Here is a 2,861-nt window from a genome sequence, read left to right as displayed (position 1 = left end):
CAAACCCAACAACCCATACGTATTCGCCTTCACCACCGACACCAACCCACCATCCGCGAGATCAGCATCGCCATCAGCAAACGCACCGGTGAACGGCACCACCACCACATCCGGCACCGGCAACCCCTCAACGAGAGACTCGGCCAACGCAGCAAGGTCAGAATGACGATCAGCGGCAAGACCAGCGGTGATCGTCACCCGATCGGTCTCCCCGACCGTGACAACACGCAAGCCATCCGCACCGGTACCAGTTCGGACCTGAATCTGTTCCCAGCCACGCCGATACAAATCCTCATGTCCGCCACGGGCAGCCTCGAGCTGCGCGACATCGACCGCACGAGCAGTCAACGCCTCGACCGAAACCACCACCTCCCCTGACTCGTCCCATCCGGTGAGTCGATAAGCATCCGGTCCCACAGCCGCCACACGCACCCGCAACCGCGAAACACCGCTCCCTTGGACGCCCACCCCCGACCACGAGAACGGCAGCGGCGTCCGCCCCGGCTCACTCTTTACACCCAACACATCCAACGCGACATGGAACGCCGCGTCGAGCAAGGCCGGATGTATACCGAACCGACCGCTCTGCACGGCCTGCTCCTCGCCCATCTCGACCTCGGCGAAGACCTCGTCGCCGTGCTGCCAAGCCGCGCGCACACCCTGGAACGCCGGACCGTAAACGACTCCGATCCCCGCAAGCCGCTCATACATCGAACCGATCTCCACCGCCGTGGCGTCGGCAGGCGGCCACAGCGACCCCGCCAACAACTCCGAATGTTCTTGAGCACCGGCATCACCCGAGACGAGGGCACCGCTGGCGTGGTGTGTCCACTGCCCCTGCCCGGCTTCCGCCCCTGAAGGATGTTCCGGCCGCGAGTAGATATCGAAGCTGCGGCGCCCCTCCCCGCTCACCTCGCCAACAGTGAGTTGCATCTGCACAGCCGTGTGCTCGGTCAACACCAGCGGCTTCAGCACGGTCAGTTCCTCGACCACCCCGGCACCGACCTGGGCACTCGCGACCAACGCCCACTCGATGAACCCGGTCCCTGGGAACAACACTGTCCCCGAAACTGCGTGATCGGCCAGCCACGCATGCTTGTCCAGGGACAACCGGCCGGTGAATAGCCAACCCCGGCCATCCCCGAGATTCACACCCGCACCCACAAGCGGATGATCGACCCGCGACAAGCCGACCGACTGTATGCCGGCTCCACCCGACCGTGACTCGCGCCAGAACCGGCGATGCTGGAACGCATAACCAGGAAGCTCCACCCGGCCCCGGCGAACCGCACCAAACCACCGACCCCAATCAACCCCCACCCCACACACAAACGCGTCCGCCAGCGACATTGCGAACCGTGCAAGGTTGCCTTCTCCGCGGCGCAGTGAACCGAGGACCGAGACGGAATCGCTGTTGTCACCAGCCTCAATGGTCGCCCGTATTGCCGTGGTCAACACCGGATGTGAGCTGACCTCGATCAATGCTCGGCATCCCTGGTCGAGCACGACGACGGTAGCGTCCTCGAACAACACTGTTTGACGGAGGCTGCGATACCAGTATTCCGCCGTCAACGCCTCTGTATCGAGCAGATCGCCGGTGACGGTGGAATAGAACGGGACCTTGCTCGAGTGCGGTTCGATCGGCGTCAATGCCTCGATCACTGTGGCGCGGATCGACTCCATCTGGGCAGAATGTGAGGCATAGTCGACCGGTATCTTCCGCGCGTGAACCCCGTCGGATTCCAAGGATTCGAGCAGTTCAGTGAGTGCGGACACTCCACCGGAAACCACCACTAAACCTGGGCCGTTCAATGCCGCTATCGAAATGTCATCGCCCCACCGCTCGATACGTTTGGTGAGTTCTTCTGCAGGCAAGGAAACCGCGACCATTCCCCCTCGGCCCGATACTGCAAGTATGGCTTTGCTGCGTAGTGCCACGACCCGAGCTGCGTCGTCGAGGTCCAACGCTCCCGCTACATACGCGGCAGCGATTTCTCCCTGTGAGTGCCCCACCACCATCGACGGCTCCACACCGTACGATCGCCATAAGGCAGCGAGAGAGACCATCACTGCGAACGAGACCGGCTGAACCACATCGACACGATCCAGGCAAGCTGCTCCTGGGACCTGCCGTAGAACGTCCTCCAAGGACCAGTCCGTATACGGGGCGAGAGCTGTTGCGCATGCTCGTATCTCACCGGCGAACACCGGGGAGGAATCCAACAGCTCGGCTGCCATACCCTCCCATTGCGCTCCCTGGCCGGGAAAGACAAAGGCCATTCTCCCCTCACGGGCCTGTCCCTGAACAGCACCCGCCGCAACCCCACCACCCACGAGGGTGTCCAGCCCGGCCAGCAGATCGGACCTATCCACGCCCAATACCGCAGCCCGATACTCGAACACAGCCCGATCGTTGACCAGTGCGTATGCAACAGCACCGAGATCCAGCTCCGGGTGATCGCCAAGGAACGACCGCAAACGCTGGGCCTGCTCCTTGAGCCCATCCTTGTTCTTCGCCGAAATCAATAGTGGTGCTGGGGCATTCACTGCATTCGCGATCACTGTCCGCTGCCCGTCGTCCTCGCCTTCGAGGACGGGTTCCTGCGCCGGTGTCTGTTCGAGAATGACATGTGCGTTGGTACCGCTGATACCGAACGAGGACACCGCTGCTCGTCGGGTTCGCCCGTCCTCGCCCCACGGAGTGGACTCGGTCAACAACCGCAATCCACCACTCGACCAATCCACATGCGGAGTCGGCTCATCCGCATGCAACGTCGGCGGCAGCACCCCATGCCGCATCGCCATCACCATCTTGATCACACCAGCCACCCCCGCAGCCGCCTGAGTGTGACCGATATTGG

1 protein-coding gene is annotated in these 2,861 nt (G+C 62.8%); it reads right to left on the bottom strand.

Annotation, left to right across the window (positions count from 1 at the left end; all coding sequences use genetic code 11):
• On the bottom strand, nucleotides 1-2,861 hold a 2,861-nt coding region (locus D5S18_RS27950), incomplete at both ends, for a type I polyketide synthase (RefSeq protein WP_147404215.1).

The organism is Nocardia panacis, from assembly GCF_003598715.1.
Taxonomy (GTDB): Bacteria; Actinomycetota; Actinomycetes; order Mycobacteriales; family Mycobacteriaceae; genus Nocardia; species Nocardia panacis.
Note: the sequence above shows the minus strand (reverse complement) of the source record. Positions and strands in the feature narration are given on the sequence as shown.